Here is a 15,002-nt window from a genome sequence, read left to right as displayed (position 1 = left end):
TGGCGAGCCCCAGGAAGGCGGTCGCCGCCAGCGCAAGCCGCACGGTTCCGAGGCCGCCGAACCGGCCGAAACCGCCGACGCGACCGCCTGACGCGATCCATCTCCCCCGCCGCGCCCAGCCTCCGGGCGCGGCCCCTTGCAGGGTCCGTTTCGCACGTCGCGAAGCGGGCCCTGTCTCTTTTGACAGCGCGCACCCGCACGCCGACCAACAGCGAGGATCCCTCCATGCCTTCACTTGCCCAATCCAGTCTCCCGACCCGATCGCCCCACGACTTGTGCGGCCTCACTGCCGACTTCGTCGCGCTCACCAGCGCCGAGATCGTTTCCGCCGAGGGTAGCGTGGGCAAATTCTGGGCCGGTGACGGCAGCCGGGAATGCATGCTGGATGACGATTGTCTGGTTGCTCGCCATGTTGTGCCCTTCGCGAGCTATCCCTGGCACGTCTGGCACCACATCGCCGCCGAAATCCTCGGCGGCGCCTATGACCTGCGGGACGCCTCGCAGATCGAGCGACTGATCCAGCTCCGTGGCCTGTTTCCGCGCGACGGCGCGTCGGCCCCGCACTGGATCGCGCTCGACCAGACCGATCTCGCGACCTTGCTGGAACGCCAAGAGCATCCGAATAGCGAAACGGCCCAGCTTTCCCGTCTGCGCCTCGATGGTCTCGATGCGGGTCTCGGCCTTCCCGCACCCGAATATTATGTCGATGCGCGCGAGATTTCCCGAGAGACCTGGGAATCGATCTCGCACCTGACCTTCGATCAGGCTTTCGCCGATCCGGAAGGCCGGCCCTACGACCTGATCTTCGACAGGCCTGACCTCACCACCGGACACGCGTCCGGCCTGGCCTTCGCGGCGCTTCACGAACTGCAAATCGTGTTGACGGAGGAAAGGCCCGTGCCCCCGGAGGATGGCGACTTCCAGAGCGATGCGATGTTCGAGACCTTTACGGCGAAGCTGGCGGATATGATCGCAGCCGCGCCCGCCTGTCTCGCCCTTGCCCATGGCGATACCAACGGTCGGATCGCCGCCGCAATCGACTTCGTGGACCAGCGCTGCCCAGGATGGTCCGAGAACTTTTCCACGTCGCCCTCTGGCGGTGAGCTTCGTCCCGTTCCTCTCGCATGGAGCCGGCAGATCGCAATCGCGGGCCTGCGTGATGCGTCCGGCGAACATGCCCTCGTGCAGAACGCTGACGAAGTCCCCGCCTCCTACGCCATCTATGCTGAACGCCATGATGGCTCCCTGGAATGGCTCGGAACGGCGTCCACCATTGCCGATGCGACGCGTCTCACAAGCGCGATCGGATCGGCCTCGGCACCGCGTATGCTCTCCGCATTGACCGATTGAACCCTTTGACCGCGACGCGGTCGCTCAATGGCGCTCACGGCCCGAACCTGGTCCCACCGCTTCTTCCGCCCTCCAACATGCTCCCCGACGTGCCCGGTCCCGCGCCTCCCGGCCGCGCACGACCCTTGAGGGCCTGCCTCGCACATTCCCCGCGAGGCAGGCCCTGTTTTTGTTCTGCGGGCAAGCCACTTGCTCCGCACCGTCGCACCTTCAATCGCCCTCCTGCGGGACCCTTCGCCGGACGATCGCCAGCAATGCGGCGACGACACACCCCGCGACGATCCCGAATGTCAGGTCCTTCACCAGGGTCAGGCCGAAGGTCGCGAGCAGCACCGAGGCCGTGGGCCAGCTACGGATCAGGCGCAGGAATTCGGCCTTCTCGGCCATGTTCCAGCACACCACCAGCAGGACGCCGGCGAGCGCCGAGAGCGGTACATAGCGCGCCAGCGGCGCAGCCACGAGCATGAAGAGCAGGACGAACAGCGCATGCAGCATGCCCGACACCGGGCTGATCGCGCCAGCCCGGATGTTCGTCGCGGTTCTCGCGATCGTGCCGGTGACGCTGATCCCGCCGAACAGGGCTGAGACGATGTTGGCGAGACCCTGCGCGACCAGCTCCATGTTGGAGCGATGCTTGCGTCCGGACATGCTGTCGGCGACCTTGGCCGACAACAGGCTCTCGACGCCGCCCAGCAGGGTGAACGAGAGCGCCGACGGCAGGAGCTGCAGCACCAGCGCCCATGACATCTCCGGTGCCTGCGGCGTCGGCAAGCCGCGCGGGATATCGCCGAAGCGGCTGCCGATCGTCTCGGCCGGAAGCTGCATCCATGCGGCGGCGATGGACGCCAGCACCACCGCGATCAACATGCCGGGCCAGTTGGGCCGATACCGGCGCAGCACGAAGATCAGCGCCGCCGAGCCGAGGCCCAGCACCGCCGCCGCAGGCGTCGCCGTCGCTGCCGCCTTGCCGAGCGCCAGCAGCTTGGGGATCAGCGGGCCGGGTTCCGCGCCCGCGAGATGCAGACCGAACAGATCCCGGATTTCGCCTGAGAAGATCGTCACGGCAATGCCGCAGGTGAACCCCACGGTCACGGGATGGGGAATGTGGCGGATCAGCGAGCCGAGGCGCGAAAGCCCGATCAGCGTCAGCATCGCGCCCGACAGCATCACGGTCACGAGCAGCCCGTTCAGACCGAACTTCGTCGTCGTGGCAGCCACCAGAACGATGAAGGCCCCCGCGGGTCCCCCGATCTGGTAGCGGCTCCCACCCAGCGCCGAGACGAGGAACCCGCCGATGATCGCTGTATATAGCCCTCGCTCGGGCGACACGCCGGAGGCTACGGCGATCGCCATCGACAGAGGCAGCGCCACGATCGCCACCGTCACCGCAGCGAGCACGTCCTTGCGCAACGACGAGAGGGAATAGCCTTCGCTCAGGGCCGTGACGAGCTTCGGCCGGAAGAGATGGGCTGTCGCCGTACCGTCAGGCATGCCTACGCCGCCGATGCATTGTCCTGCGTGCGCCGCACGGGCTCGCGCAAGGTCGGGCTGGTGGGATCGCGCAGCCGGACACCCCGCCCGCCGCTCGCGCTGATGCTATTCTCCCGGATCAGCTCGATCCCCTCGCGCTCAAGCGCATCGACCACCTTGGTCAGCGTATCCACCACGCCCCGGACATAGCCATCGCTGGTCGCTTCCATGCGCTGGATCGTTGGCAGCGAGACGCCGGCGCGCTCGGCGAGCGTGCGCTGGTCGATTCCGAGGAGCGCGCGCGCCGCGCGAAGCTGAGCTGGGGTGAGCATCGCCATGATGTAAAATACATCAGGAATGACGTCAAGGATTGCTCAGAAGCGAGGCTGACTATCTGAATAGCGATCCTAAACTTGCATCTGGCGTCCTCAAACTGCTAACGAACCGGGCATCAACCCCCTCGCAAACCGCGCGCGCTTGCCGCGACGCCCCAGTTATTCGGAGAGTTTCGATGTCGGACGCCCTTATCGCTGAAACGCTGGCGGCTCCGACTCGCCATCGCCGCCTCGCTGCCTGGGTCGACGAGATCGCCGCCCTCACCAAACCCGACCATATCCACTGGTGCGATGGCTCCGAGGCCGAATGGCATGCCCTGACCGAGCAGCTGGTCGCGGCCGGAACCCTGCGCCGCCTCGATCCCGCGAAGCGCCCCAACTCCTTCTGGGCCGCCTCGGACCCGCGCGATGTCGCGCGCGTCGAAAGCCGCACCTTCATCTGCGCCGAAAACGAGGCCGACGCCGGACCGACCAACAACTGGCGCGCGCCGGACGAGATGCGCGGCACGCTCAAGGACCTGTTCGACGGCTGCATGCGCGGGCGCACCATGTATGTCGTGCCCTTCTCCATGGGCCCGATCGGCTCGCCGATCAGCGCGCTCGGAGTGGAGATCACCGACAGCCCCTATGTCGTCCTCTCCATGCGCGTGATGACGCGGATGGGCACGCCCGCGCTCGACGCCTTGGGCGAGGACGGCGAATTCGTGCCCGCGGTCCATTCGGTCGGCGCGCCGCTCGCGCCCGGCGAGGCCGACGCCGCCTGGCCCTGCAACGAGACCAAATATATCGTCCACTTCCCCGAGACGCGCGAAATCTGGTCCTATGGATCGGGCTATGGCGGGAACGCCCTGCTCGGCAAGAAATGCTACGCCCTGCGCATCGCCTCGGTCATGGCCCGCGACGATGGCTGGCTTGCCGAGCATATGCTCATCCTCAAGCTGACCTCACCCGAGGGCCGCGTGCATTATGTCGCCGCCGCCTTCCCTTCGGCCTGCGGCAAGACCAACCTCGCCATGCTGCAGCCGACCATTCCGGGCTGGAAGGCCGAGACCATCGGCGACGACATCGCCTGGATGCGCTTCGGTGACGACGGCCGGCTCTACGCGATCAATCCCGAGGCCGGATTCTTCGGCGTCGCGCCGGGCACGAGCGCGACCACCAACGCCAATGCGCTCGCCAGCCTCGACGCGAACACCATCTTCACCAACACAGCGCTCACCGCCGATGGCGATGTCTGGTGGGAGGGCCTCACCAAGGAGCCGCCCGCCGGGCTGACCGACTGGCGCGGCCAGGCCTGGTCTCCCGATCTCGGCACGCCGGCTGCCCATCCCAATGCGCGCTTCGCCTGCCCCGCGGGGCAATGCCCGGCAATCGCGCCCGAATGGGAGGACCCCAGGGGCGTTCCGATCTCGGCCATTCTCTTCGGCGGCCGCCGAGCGACGACCGCTCCGCTCGTCACCGAGGCCTTCGACTGGCAGCACGGCGTGTTCCTGGCCTCCAACGTCGCGTCCGAGGGCACGGCCGCGGCCGAGACCAAGATCGGCGACGTGCGCCGCGATCCCTTCGCGATGCTGCCCTTCTGCGGCTATAATATGGGCGACTATTTCGCCCACTGGCTAAAGCTGGGCGCGGAGGCGTCGGACGCGGCCAAGCTGCCGCGCATCTTCTACGTCAACTGGTTCCGCAAGGATGTCGACGGCCGTTTCCTCTGGCCCGGCTTCGGCGACAATGCCCGCGTCCTCAAATGGATCGCCGATCGCCTGGACGGGCGCGTCGAGGCCGAGGACAAGGCCATCGGCCGCCTTCCCAGGATGGACGACCTCGATCTGGCGGGACTCGATCTCTCCGACGCAGCCGTGGCAGCCCTCCTCGCCGTCGATCACGACGAATGGCGCGCCGAGGCCGAGCGCATCCGCCGCGACTATGCACGCTTCGGCGACCGCCTGCCCGCGGCGCTGACCGCCGAACTCGGCGCGCTCGAAGCGCGTCTGGCCTGAAGGGCGCGACCGACCATGACCGATACCAGCGACGACTATGTCTATGACGAAGCCTCCGGCGAATGGATCAGTCCGGCCGAGGCCGCCGCGAATGCCCACGCCGCCGAGGCGATCGAAGTGCGCGATTCCGTCGGCAACCTTCTCGCCGATGGTGATAGCGTCATCACGATCAAGGATCTCAAAGTGAAGGGCGCAGGCCAGACCCTGCGCAAGGGCACCGTGATCAAATCGATCCGACTCACCGGCGACGCCCAGGAGATCGACTGTCGATACGATGGAATCAAGGGGCTGGTCTTGCGCGCAGAATTCGTCCGCAAGCATTGAACGGACGAGTACCGTTTGCCTTGGACAATTTGCCCCGCAATGCGGGACATTCTGTCGTTCGCCTGCGTTGAGCATCGCCGCATGTCGCTGACTATGCACGTGCATCGCTGGATCATGCCGGTGGCATGAGAGTTGCTTCGCGACCTCCGCCAATCAAGGAGAAACTAGCGATGGCTCACGACATCAAGGAAGGCATGGAAATCATCGGCGCCGATGGCGTCCATGTCGGCACCGTCGATCGTCTCGAGGGCGACCGGATCTAGCTCGGGAAACATGACAGCCACGGCGCCCACAGCGGCCACCACCACTATATCAGCATCGGCCTGGTCGCCGGTGTCGAAGGCGACCGCGTCCGCCTCTCCGCCAACGCCGACGTCGCGCTCTCCTTCGAAGAAGAAAAGTCCGGAAAGCCCGTCCAGGACTAGACCCGTTGTTGCACGCCCGCACGGGCGCTAGTCTTCAAGAAGCCCGCCCGGGTAGACGCACGACCTTTCCGTGCGTCCTCCTGTCATGGCGAGGCCGATCACAGGGGGATGCTCATGAACGACCGAGGGCTATTTCTCGCACGATTGTTCCTTGGCATCCCCTTCATCGTATGGGGTGCGATGAAGCTCATGGGCGGCGCGGCCGCCCTCGTTCCCGGACTTGCAGCCATCGGCCTGCCCGACCCCCTGATCTTCGCCTATCTGATCGGCCTTTGCGAGCTTGTCGGCGGGATCGCGATCGTCCTGGGTTATCCCGTCCGCACGGTTGGCATCCTGCTCGGGCTCTGGTGTCTCGCCACGGCCAAGCAGGCGCACATGGGCAATCTCACCGAAATCCTGAAGAACGCGACCATGGCGGGCGGCTTCTTCCTGATCGCCGCGACCGGCGCGGGCTCCCTCTCCCTGTTCCGCGGGATACCGCCAGGCCGGCTCGCCCGTCTGCGGTAGATAGCCTCGCCGTCCTTCCCGGCTTTCCTCGCCGATAGGCCGCATCGAGCCACCATCTTGGCGACAGGCGGGCCGGCCCGACCGCAGGAAGCGTCGCCGAGGTCTCTGCCTGCCGACCGCTGATATCGCTCGAGCCGGAGCACCCGTCGCCGTGCCGCGGTGCGCTGTCCTCTTGCCGGACGATCCAGCGCCATGCCCTTCCTCGTGCATGGCACTCGCCGACCGCTGGCCGGCATGACCTGATGGCATCTCGCCGTCCCGGACGCCGCGCCCTGTCGATCCCGCACACGAGGCCGTCCCCAGACCGCTCGGGCGAGGCCGACAATCCGACGCGCCGCCGCCGTGCAGGGCAGGTGTCTCGCTTTGGCTGACCCCGAGTGAAGACCGTCCATGGCGAGGGCCTTCGCGATATCGCCGGTGGGCCATCCGCTTGAGTGGATGAACGCTACGCCCGTGCGGGGCCTCCGCAACCCGCCATTTTCCGACCGTGTTGAGGCCTGGCGGCCTCTGCCCGCACCACTCGAAAAATGGGGGTTTCCCCTCGCTGGCGCTCGGGTGCGGTGTCCCCTCGATCACGGGCCTTCGGACAAGTTCATCCCAGCGGGATCGGCCCGCTGGCGTGAGACGCGAAAGGCATCAGGCCATGAACAAGGTTTTTCTCTCGGGCCGCATCACCTCGGACATCAGCCGCTTCGGCACGGACAGCAAGGGCGGCGTCAGCTTCAGCCTCGTCACCTCCAAGCCGGTCATCAAGGACGGCCAGGTCCAGAAGGACGACAACGGCTACACCGAGACCTACGACGAGTTCCACACGGTCAAGGCCTTCAACGGCCTCGGCAAGTCGGTCGCCAACCACAAGAAGAAGGGCGACAAGCTCCTGGTGGTCGGCGAGATCCGCTACAGCTGCAACGAGCGCGACGGTCGCACCTACTACAACACCGACATCGTCGCCGAGGAAATCGAATTCCTCTGACCGTCCTTCCGGGCGGTCGCGCGCGGCCGCCCTCCACCTTTCGATGGAGAGCACAAATGTTCACCCTCACCAGCTTCGACGACATCGCCGGCATCGCCCACGGCATCGAGACCACCAACCCCTGCATGGTCGAGCGCATCCGCCGCGCGGCCGACAGCATGGGCCGCCACGAGATCGCCGCCCGCCTTGGCCAGGCGATCACCGAGGCGACCGACGCCGCCCACGCCCGCGACTTCGAGCAGGCGCAGTTCGGCGAAGCCAGCGCCGACGCGATCGTCGACTGCGAATATTATGACGATCTTGCCGCGGCCTGGTCGCTGGTCGCCAGCGAGCACCAACTGATCGTCCCCCATTCCATCTTCGCGCACGACGGGTCGGTCCATTGACCCGTCGGCCTTCCAACAGGACAACGCTCATGCACGCACAATCCACGCCCGCCCGGTCCGCCGACCATTGCTTCGGCATCATCATGCACCACCGCCTCGCCTGGTGGCTGGTCGAATTTCCCGATCTCGATGCGACCCCGCTGCGCGCCCGCAAGCTTTCAGGCCGGCTCACGCCGGCCCTTGCCGACTGGCTACGCTGCGAGACCGGCGATCCGCGCCTCGGCGACGATATCGCCGCGCTCAATCCGGACAGCCGCTGCTGGTCCGGCGAATTCTCCTATGTGCCCGCGGCCGGCGCCGCCGATCTGTTCGACATCGATGCCCATCCCTGGGGCAGCGAGGCCAGCGAACTGGAGACCCGGCTCGCGCGCGCGATGATCGATGCGACACTGCACCCGATCCCCTCGGGCTTCATCTCGATCTTCGGTGCTTTGCCGCCCGAGAACCAGCCGGTGCTTGCGATCCGGTTGAGCGGCTATACCTGCTCCACATTCGAGCTGATGACGGTACGGTATATGCCGACCTACCGGCCGCGTTCGCCCTGGCGCGACATCTCCGGCGATGCCGTCGGTGACAGCGGCAGCGATATCCTTGGATGGCAGCTCGCCGCCGACTGGATCAGGCCGACCTGATGCCGGCGGCGAGGTCGGCACACGCCGGCCTCGCCCCGTGCCTAGGGCGAGCTTGCCACCCGCCCAGCATCCCCTGAAACTCGCGGCGCGGCGCCCTCGATGGCGGCGCGGGCATTTGCCGTGCTCACCCGCCTCTGACCGGACCGGGTTCAAAGCGAATGTCGCCTCGCGTCACGTCTGCGTGCCGCGCGGTGCTGCGTGCTGGCTGCGGCGTAAGTTGCTCGTGCTGCGGGATCTCACCGATCGATCAGACTTCGTCTGAAAACCGGGCTGTGTGGGGCCGGCGAGGTCCAGGTCATCGGTCCTGCGATAGGGCTGGCCAAGAAGGGTTGGCGCATCCCGCCCTTCGCTCGTCCGAAGGACGGGACCGGGGCTCTATTCGCTAAGCCGCCGCCCGCGCGTGCCGCGCGAGCCCCGGCTAAGCTCACGGAGCCGAAGCGGAGCTTCGTCTCCGCCCTGCCGGGTCACGATCCCACTTGCGGTTGACGAGCGGGGAAGGATTTTCATTCCTATTCCTCTCTTGTGTCTGCCTAGTGTGGCATGCGGGGTTGGCGGTCCGTCGAGCATGAGCGGTCCCCCCAATTTTTGCGTGCGCCCGCTGGCGCGGCCCCCCGAAAAAATCGGCTCCCCCGCTCCCCGCGCGGCGGCGTTAACCCGGGTCCGGCCGCGAGCGGCCGGCTTCCCGGTTAACGTGCCCGACCTCCCTGACCACCGCATGCCCTGAGCCAGGCCTCATCCCGAGGATGAGACATCCAGAACCCATGGAGGCTCACATGACCAAGTCTTTCTCGAACTTCGCAGATCTCGCCAGCTTCATCGCCAGCGAGACGGACAGCCACGACCGCGCCGCCACTTACGAACACGCTTTCATCGAGCATGACGAACGCGCGAAGCTCTCGCCGGTCGACGAGGCCGAGCAGCTCGACATGCCCGACCCGGAGCAGGCCCGTGTGGCCGTTGAGATGGTGATGGCGACGCTGTTCGATGTGTTCCGCGACACGCGCCTCGAACCCTATGCAGCCGATCTCGCCTGGGGCTTCGTGAACAGCTTCCACGTCGTCGCGAAGCGCATCAACGACCGAGAAGACGATGCCGCGAAGGAGCTTGGCGAACTCGCCCGCAACTTTGACCCGAGCGAGATCTACGCCGCGCAGCTCGAAGACGCCCAGCTTCTCTGCCAGACGCTGCAAGGGTGCCGCGATGCGATGGAGTGCATGCGCGACCACGCCTCCGAAGTCTATCGCGTCGAGACCGGACGGCCCTATTCGCCGACCCGCGGCAGCCGGGTGTCCCGAGGCGTCACCGCGTCGATGATCGATGCCCGCGACTATCTCGCTTCCCGAATTCGAGAGCGCCGCGAGCAGTTCGCGCCCGAAGGTCCGGTTGTCGCATTCTCCGGCGGGCAGGTCTGGGAAGACCATGAGGGTCTCTGGCGCGGGCTCGACTCGATCAAGGCGCGCATCCCGGAAATGATCCTCGCAACGACCGCCCAGACCAAGGGCTGCGATGCGATTGCGCAGGCATGGGCGGCAGCGCGCGGCGTGAAGGTCATTCTGTTCAAGCTCGACCGCCGGTTGGGCGCCAAGGCCGCCTTCGTCCGCAACGACCGGCTGCTGGCCCTGAGGCCGGTGGAAGCCGTCGTCTGCGAAGGCTCGGGCATCCAGATGAACCTCGCCCAGAAGCTGCGGCAGGCAGGCGTGCCTCTCCATGTCGTGAAGCTCGATGAGACCGTGAAGGCGCGGCTCGCCCAGCCCAAGACCGATCTCCCGAAGTCCCGCGACGAGTTCGATCCCTGGACGCAGGATGACTACTACCGCGACATGGTGAACGGCGGTCGCCAGCGTCGTCGCTGACGCACCCTCGAGAGGCTCCGGCATCCGCCGGAGCCTCTCTTCTTTCTTGCTGCGAGGAAGCGGCGCACGCGGGCATCGAACCCCCGTGCGCCGCGACTGCAGCGTCCCGCCAAGACGGGCCCGACAAGCTGACCGTGGGCGGCCGCCAGAAAGAGGAGAGGGGAGGGGCAAAGCGCCTTCAGTCGAGGAGACCAAGCCCGTGTCCATCCTGTTTCGCATCACCGAACCGGCCGACGATGCTCTCTCGCCCAGCGCTATCATCACGGCGCGGAAACTCGCGGCGCTCCGGCGGTTCCTCCGCTCCGAGGGAGACCGCATCGGCGTCGCGCTGCTTGAACCCGACGAGTATCTCGGCGACAGCTTCGAGGCGCGCGTCTGTCCGCTCGCGCTCGCCGCCATCACCAGCATCTTCGACCATGACGCCGCCGTGATCGCGGTCATCGAGGAAGCCCAGTTCAGAGGACGGCGCATCGCCATCCATCACTGCCCCGCCAGCGCCGAGATCACGCTGTGCGTCGCCCTCACATCGGATCAGGGCCTCGAACTCGATCTCGCCTATGGCAATGCCTATGCGCTGCTCGAAGCCCTCGCAATCGAGGCGGAAAGCGTCGGCGACATTCCCGTCGAGCTCCTCCGCGCCCGGCTGTCCGATCCGGCCACGCCGAGCCGGGCGGCACTGCGCGGCGTCGATCATTATCTGCCCCGGCTCGAGCGTCTCGTCGCGAGCGCGCCGGCGCATGATGACGCTCGGTTTGCGTGGGCCTGAACGGTCAGTTCGTCGCCGACGGAACGCCATCGACATAACGCTCGAGAAGGCTGTCGATCGCGGCCTGCAGATGACAACAGGCCCTGTCTTCTTCGGCCTCTTCGAGCGCCTTCATCGCCTGCCGCATCAGGACCAGAGCCAGCGCGCGCCGGATCTCCGGATCGTTTCTCAGATGGTCGATCGCGTCCGACGCTTCAGCCGCTCGCGATGCCATCTCCGGCGGACGAGACTCCACCTTCTGCCCTGACTTGCTCATCCCACGCTCCCCGGATGCGCAAGGGCCAAACCCTTGCCGAAACTCCCGCGCTCTGGGCGCGGGAGCCGGGGCTGGTAACACGTCGAGACATGCGCCTACGCTTTTAGCACCGAGGCACCTGGACATATGCGCAGGCACCCCGGCGTGAAACCACACCGAGCTGCCTTTCTCGACGGGATTACCAGTCCCGGCGCCACGGCCTTGGTGGCGCAAGCGCTCGCCTATCACAGAGATGGAACGACACCAAGTTGCCTCTGTGCGAGCCGCTCCTAGACGTGCGATGCGGTCCATCCGGACGCCCGCACGACGCTCGGGGGCAAAGCCAAACCACTCTCACATCTCGGCATCAGACGGAGCTTCATCGCCACAGTTTGACGCTGGGTGTCTCTCGGCCGTCAAGGATCAGCGGTCCCCCCAATTTTGCCGCCGATCCGCTCCGCTACCCGGCAACAAAATCGGCTCCCCCGCTGCCCGCTTCGCGGCGGCCATGCCGTCCCTGACCGCCTCAACACCGCGTCCCGATGAGCCCATCCTCATCGATGAGAGATGGGGAGCACGGCATCATCCTGATGGAGGCTCTTATGGACAACCTTTCCGACGATCTCCGGGCGCTGTTCAACGCTCCGATCTGCCCGTACTGCGCGACGCTCTACGATCCTGAGCATTATGACGAAGTCGATGAATGCGCCCGCTGTTCGAACTGCGGCAGGACATACCAGGTCGCAGCCGAACACCGCCCACAACAGGCGCACACTCCGCAGGACGATCCGCTATCCGCAGCCGCCCAATCGGATAGTCTGGCGCAGTTTCGGGAGGAGGCGGACCGCGTCTCGAAAGCGATGATGCACCAGACCGCCGGCGGCAGCTACGAGATGTATGAGCGGTGGTTCACGGAGGCGCTGGAGCCGACCATCGACAAGCTCGATCCGGCGCTCCGGTCACAGGCAATCGCGATCGCCACCGAGCTTGGCTATATCGACGATCCCGAGATCATGGCCGCCGGTTTCGGACCAGGCCTCTGCTCGATCAGCGGCATCGACGAGAACTACTGCCACTGCGGTCGTCATCCCTGACGCCATCCGGGACCGGGCCTCGCGCTCGGTCCCTTTTCTTTTGCCGCTGGCATCAAGTCCCGGCTCGCTCGCGTGCCGCGCGGACCCGTCGGTCCGCACGCCGCTACGCCTTGCCGGGGTCTCCCGACGAGAGGAAACATCTCTCACAGACTTCCCATTCTGTCGGACGCCCGAGACCGCCTCAAGGACGGCGGGGCCCCACCATTTTCTCCGGCGGATCAGGCGCGGCGCTTCTCCTTCGGCGTCCTGGCCGCCGAAGAAAATCGTGACCCCCACCGCCGCTTCGCGGTCGCTTCGCGATCCTTGACCCGGCCTCGGCCGCCCGACGCGCCGCTCCTGTCATTCAAGACAGACAGGAGCCTATCATGCAGATGATCTCGACCAGCGCCGCCGCCGACAACGCCGCCTTCTTCGCCGCCATCGCGAACGCCGAACGTCGCGCGCTTCACAGCTACTTCGACCAGCATGTCGTGGCGGACGAGGAGGCCGGCTACATCACCATCGACGAGGGGGATTACGGCGCGCTGCCGATGACGATCATCGACCGGATCGTCCATAGCGTGCCGGGCGGGCGGCTTGACGAATTCTGAGACAGACGGGGAGGGGCGCGGGCGCCTCTCCCCTTTTTTTGTGTGGCGATGTTACGGGCATGAGGGGCATCGAGCCCCCCATGCCCGTGCCGCGACAAGGGTCGCGGCGGGGGCTGTTCAGGCCGTCAGGCGCTTTTCCACTTCCTCGATTCCCAGCGACTTTATGCGGGCGACCAGCCCACTCAATCGCTTGCCGTCGAGCTTGAGAAGACCGGTCTTCTCGATCGCCTGTATCGCGGCCTCGCGTTCCTTCTCTTCCAGTCGTTGCCGCCGCTCTTCCAGCTTGCGGCCTTCTTCTTCAAGCGCGGCTCTTTCCTGTTCCAATGTGCGTGCCATGATGGGCCTCTTGGTTCACGCTGATCGGGCTATGAACGGTCCGACTATAGGCGCTCATCGAGCCTGCCGAAAGCGCTGAAACGCACCCGCGATCGCGTGGTCCGTCAATCGCCAGCCGGCATTTCCTTCCGACCGCAGGCCGGCACGGAGCCCCGCCGGAGGCGCTATCCCAACCATTCCGAACGCGTCCTGGACGCTCCGAGGGTCTGGACTCAGCCCTGGTGCAGAGAAGCACACCGAACGCACCTTCGGTGCATAGGTTCTGGAACAATTCCAACCGGTTATGGCGTTTCCGCTCGGTGGGACACTGTGGGACATGGTTTCGCCGTTCCCGAAACCCACGGAAATCCGCCATTTTCGCGTGTTACAGGCGCACACGCTTGCTGCGGGGAAGCCGATTTCCTTGCTCCACCACAGCGATTGCGCTATAACCCGGACCGGTTTCTGAGACCCCACCAGCCTCCCTGCTAGGAGGCTCGGTTTGACCATCCCCTACAAGCACTGCTCGGTCCGGCTCGACCGCGGCAAATATGATCGCCTCGTCGCGCTCGCGGCGGAACGCGGATGCACGCCATCGGACCTGCTGCGCGCGGCCGTCGATGCCTTCCTGGGATCGGGCCAGTTGCTGAGCTCCAGCCATCGCCGGATCGCCCGCATCAGCGAGTTCCAGCAGCTCGCGCTCGACATCATCATCCGCGAGCAATTCCCCGAATATCGCGATCGCATCATCGCCGAAACCGACAAGCGATTGGAGCAATATCATGGCGCGTGAGGACATCCGCACGGACGGGCGTCCCGTCCCGCTCACCCATCATTCCGCGCGCGGCCGCGTCCAGCGCAATGCCGGTAATTTCACCCGCGGCAGCCAGCTTCTTACCCACGAAATGCTGATGTGGTTCTCGGGCACGAAACTCCCCTTCATCCTGTGGTTCTTCGCCTTCCTCGCAGCCTGGTTCATCATCATGTCGATCAAGCTCGATGAGCATGGCTTCCAGCTCGTTTGCATGAAGATCTACGCGACGCTCTGGAACTGGGTCGATCTCAATCCGAGCAAGCGCGTCAACGTCACGCTTCCCAATGGCGAGATCCTGCGCACCGTGATGAAAGCGGTGCCCTATGTGCCCGAGGTCATCACCGCCTGGGCCGTCGCGATGCGCGGCCTCATCGGCGCCTTCCTCGTCTCGATCTTCATCACCATTCCGGCGGCCATCTGGTTCGTCGACATCTCGCACCGGCGGGGGCGTTCGATCCTTCAGGAACGCCATGAACGCGGGGCCATGCTGGTCGACCGCACCGTCCTCCTTGCAGAGATCAATGAGCACAACCGGATCAAGTTCGAAGAGGAAGCCGCCGACCTCTTCCCCAGCCTGTCCCCGCGGCAGGTTCTGGCGCTCCCGTTCCGCGCGCGCAAGGAAGCCGGCATCCATCATCCCTACACGCTCGCCGGCATCCCCTTTCCGCACCGCACCGAGCAGTCGCATGCCATGCTCATCGGCACCACCGGCTCGGGCAAGACGACGGAGCTGAGGAGCCTCGTCACCCAGATGCGGGAGCGTCAGGACACGGCGGTGATCTTCGACCTGACAGGGGCCTATGTCGAAGCCTTCTACGATCCCACGCGCGACACGATCCTCAATCCGATGGACGCGCGCTGCCCGGCCTGGTCGATCTTCAACGACTGCCGCACGCACAGCGAGTTCACCGCCGCCGCGGCGGCGCTGATCCCGTC

At 65.9% G+C, this 15,002-nt stretch carries 17 protein-coding genes and 1 pseudogene; 14 read left to right on the top strand and 4 right to left on the bottom strand.

Annotated features, from left to right (window positions below; translation table 11 throughout):
- Positions 1–225: 225 nt before the first annotated feature.
- Complete coding sequence (locus tag SX1_RS20290; protein WP_167539654.1) at positions 226–1,350, top strand: hypothetical protein; 1,125 nt, start codon at positions 226–228, stop codon at positions 1,348–1,350.
- 210 nt (positions 1,351–1,560) lie between these two features.
- Here SX1_RS20290 and SX1_RS20285 read toward each other — a convergent pair whose 3' ends face one another.
- Complete coding sequence (locus SX1_RS20285; RefSeq protein ID WP_019054552.1) at positions 1,561–2,841, bottom strand: SulP family inorganic anion transporter; 1,281 nt, start codon at positions 2,839–2,841, stop codon at positions 1,561–1,563.
- A gap of 2 nt (positions 2,842–2,843) precedes the next feature.
- On the bottom strand, positions 2,844–3,152 hold the full coding sequence (locus SX1_RS20280; RefSeq protein ID WP_043146178.1) for a helix-turn-helix domain-containing protein: 309 nt from the start codon (positions 3,150–3,152) through the stop codon (positions 2,844–2,846).
- Positions 3,153–3,331: 179 nt separating this feature from the next.
- On the opposite strand from SX1_RS20280, the gene SX1_RS20275 reads away from it, so the two are divergent.
- The 9 genes and pseudogenes from SX1_RS20275 (at position 3,332) to SX1_RS20230 (ending at position 11,018) form a co-directional block, all read left to right on the top strand.
- The gene (locus tag SX1_RS20275; protein ID WP_019054550.1) at positions 3,332–5,152 is read left to right on the top strand and encodes a phosphoenolpyruvate carboxykinase (GTP); all 1,821 of its coding nucleotides are present in this window, start codon (positions 3,332–3,334) and stop codon (positions 5,150–5,152) included.
- Between the two features lie 15 nt (positions 5,153–5,167).
- A complete protein-coding gene (locus tag SX1_RS20270) occupies positions 5,168–5,476 on the top strand; it encodes an alkylphosphonate utilization protein (RefSeq protein WP_019054549.1) in 309 nt (102 codons plus the stop codon).
- Between the two features lie 170 nt (positions 5,477–5,646).
- Positions 5,647–5,901 (top strand): annotated as a pseudogene (locus tag SX1_RS23960) (DUF2171 domain-containing protein).
- Between the two features lie 114 nt (positions 5,902–6,015).
- Positions 6,016–6,408, top strand: coding sequence for a DoxX family protein (locus tag SX1_RS20255; RefSeq protein ID WP_157410318.1), 393 nt, complete (start codon positions 6,016–6,018; stop codon positions 6,406–6,408).
- Between the two features lie 643 nt (positions 6,409–7,051).
- A complete protein-coding gene (locus SX1_RS20250) occupies positions 7,052–7,381 on the top strand; it encodes a single-stranded DNA-binding protein (protein WP_019054545.1) in 330 nt (109 codons plus the stop codon).
- A 56-nt stretch (positions 7,382–7,437) separates the two neighbouring features.
- Entirely contained in the window at positions 7,438–7,767 is a 330-nt protein-coding gene (locus SX1_RS20245) for a hypothetical protein (RefSeq protein ID WP_019054544.1), read from the top strand.
- Between the two features lie 29 nt (positions 7,768–7,796).
- Complete coding sequence (locus SX1_RS20240) at positions 7,797–8,399, top strand: hypothetical protein (RefSeq protein WP_019054543.1); 603 nt, start codon at positions 7,797–7,799, stop codon at positions 8,397–8,399.
- A gap of 773 nt (positions 8,400–9,172) precedes the next feature.
- Complete coding sequence (locus SX1_RS20235; protein ID WP_019054542.1) at positions 9,173–10,252, top strand: DUF2493 domain-containing protein; 1,080 nt, start codon at positions 9,173–9,175, stop codon at positions 10,250–10,252.
- A gap of 199 nt (positions 10,253–10,451) precedes the next feature.
- Complete coding sequence (locus tag SX1_RS20230) at positions 10,452–11,018, top strand: hypothetical protein (RefSeq protein WP_019054541.1); 567 nt, start codon at positions 10,452–10,454, stop codon at positions 11,016–11,018.
- A 4-nt stretch (positions 11,019–11,022) separates the two neighbouring features.
- On the opposite strand, the gene SX1_RS20225 is transcribed toward SX1_RS20230, so the two are convergent.
- Entirely contained in the window at positions 11,023–11,274 is a 252-nt protein-coding gene (locus SX1_RS20225; RefSeq protein ID WP_019054540.1) for a hypothetical protein, read from the bottom strand.
- Between the two features lie 581 nt (positions 11,275–11,855).
- Here SX1_RS20225 and SX1_RS20220 point away from each other — a divergent pair.
- Both SX1_RS20220 and SX1_RS20215 read left to right on the top strand, forming a co-directional pair.
- Positions 11,856–12,347, top strand: a complete 492-nt coding sequence (locus SX1_RS20220; RefSeq protein ID WP_254447843.1) for a hypothetical protein — start codon at positions 11,856–11,858, stop codon at positions 12,345–12,347.
- Positions 12,348–12,712: 365 nt separating this feature from the next.
- Positions 12,713–12,937 (top strand): hypothetical protein, encoded by a 225-nt coding sequence (locus tag SX1_RS20215; protein WP_019054538.1) that lies wholly within the window; start codon positions 12,713–12,715, stop codon positions 12,935–12,937.
- A gap of 117 nt (positions 12,938–13,054) precedes the next feature.
- Here SX1_RS20215 and SX1_RS20210 read toward each other — a convergent pair whose 3' ends face one another.
- A complete protein-coding gene (locus SX1_RS20210) occupies positions 13,055–13,273 on the bottom strand; it encodes a hypothetical protein (protein WP_019054537.1) in 219 nt (72 codons plus the stop codon).
- 481 nt (positions 13,274–13,754) lie between these two features.
- On the opposite strand from SX1_RS20210, the gene SX1_RS20205 reads away from it, so the two are divergent.
- Together SX1_RS20205 and SX1_RS20200 are read left to right on the top strand one after the other, a co-directional pair.
- Entirely contained in the window at positions 13,755–14,045 is a 291-nt protein-coding gene (locus SX1_RS20205; RefSeq protein ID WP_019054536.1) for a hypothetical protein, read from the top strand.
- Positions 14,035–15,002 (top strand): type IV secretion system DNA-binding domain-containing protein (locus SX1_RS20200; protein WP_019054535.1); only part of this gene is annotated, 968 nt, incomplete at its 3' end. The genes SX1_RS20205 and SX1_RS20200, both read left to right, overlap by 11 nt.

Source organism: Sphingobium xenophagum NBRC 107872, from assembly GCF_000367345.1.
GTDB classification, from domain to species: Bacteria; Pseudomonadota; Alphaproteobacteria; order Sphingomonadales; family Sphingomonadaceae; genus Sphingobium; species Sphingobium xenophagum.
The sequence above is the reverse complement of the archived record's forward strand: the minus strand, read 5'-3'. Positions and strand labels throughout refer to the sequence as shown.

Coding starts and splice junctions, on each gene's coding strand:
- SX1_RS20290 (WP_167539654.1), top strand. CDS start 226: ATGCCTTCACTTGCCCAATCCAGTCTCCCGACCCGATCGCCCCACGAC.
- SX1_RS20285 (WP_019054552.1), bottom strand. CDS start 2,841: ATGCCTGACGGTACGGCGACAGCCCATCTCTTCCGGCCGAAGCTCGTC.
- SX1_RS20280 (WP_043146178.1), bottom strand. CDS start 3,152: ATGCTCACCCCAGCTCAGCTTCGCGCGGCGCGCGCGCTCCTCGGAATC.
- SX1_RS20275 (WP_019054550.1), top strand. CDS start 3,332: ATGTCGGACGCCCTTATCGCTGAAACGCTGGCGGCTCCGACTCGCCAT.
- SX1_RS20270 (WP_019054549.1), top strand. CDS start 5,168: ATGACCGATACCAGCGACGACTATGTCTATGACGAAGCCTCCGGCGAA.
- SX1_RS20255 (WP_157410318.1), top strand. CDS start 6,016: ATGAACGACCGAGGGCTATTTCTCGCACGATTGTTCCTTGGCATCCCC.
- SX1_RS20250 (WP_019054545.1), top strand. CDS start 7,052: ATGAACAAGGTTTTTCTCTCGGGCCGCATCACCTCGGACATCAGCCGC.
- SX1_RS20245 (WP_019054544.1), top strand. CDS start 7,438: ATGTTCACCCTCACCAGCTTCGACGACATCGCCGGCATCGCCCACGGC.
- SX1_RS20240 (WP_019054543.1), top strand. CDS start 7,797: ATGCACGCACAATCCACGCCCGCCCGGTCCGCCGACCATTGCTTCGGC.
- SX1_RS20235 (WP_019054542.1), top strand. CDS start 9,173: ATGACCAAGTCTTTCTCGAACTTCGCAGATCTCGCCAGCTTCATCGCC.
- SX1_RS20225 (WP_019054540.1), bottom strand. CDS start 11,274: ATGAGCAAGTCAGGGCAGAAGGTGGAGTCTCGTCCGCCGGAGATGGCA.
- SX1_RS20220 (WP_254447843.1), top strand. CDS start 11,856: ATGGACAACCTTTCCGACGATCTCCGGGCGCTGTTCAACGCTCCGATC.
- SX1_RS20215 (WP_019054538.1), top strand. CDS start 12,713: ATGCAGATGATCTCGACCAGCGCCGCCGCCGACAACGCCGCCTTCTTC.
- SX1_RS20210 (WP_019054537.1), bottom strand. CDS start 13,273: ATGGCACGCACATTGGAACAGGAAAGAGCCGCGCTTGAAGAAGAAGGC.